At 38.8% G+C, this 299-nt stretch carries 1 pseudogene; it reads left to right on the top strand.

The window, feature by feature from the left end:
* Positions 1 to 299 (top strand): annotated as a pseudogene (locus tag HC176_RS18915) (amidophosphoribosyltransferase); the annotation flags it as partial.

Below are 299 nucleotides of genomic sequence, written 5' to 3'. Positions count from 1 at the left end.
CAAATACGTTATCCCGACTGTTACGGAATTGACATGGCAAGGCTGGAAAACCTGGTTGCATTTCAGGCAACACTGGAATTGCTAAAGGAAAGCGATCAATATCACATCATAGAGGAGGTTTACCAAAAATGTAAACAGCAGGTGGACCTGGAGGATAATGAAGTGCAAAATTTTGTAAAGGAGATCTATGATCCCTTTACCGATGAACAGATCTCAGATAAAATTGCCGAACTACTTAGCGATGAAAGCATTAAAGCTGAAGTAAAGATCATCTTTCAAAAAGTCGAAAATTTGCATAG

The sequence above is a fragment of the Tamlana crocina genome (genome assembly GCF_012037625.1).
The sequence above is the reverse complement of the archived record's forward strand: the minus strand, read 5'-3'. Positions and strand labels throughout refer to the sequence as shown.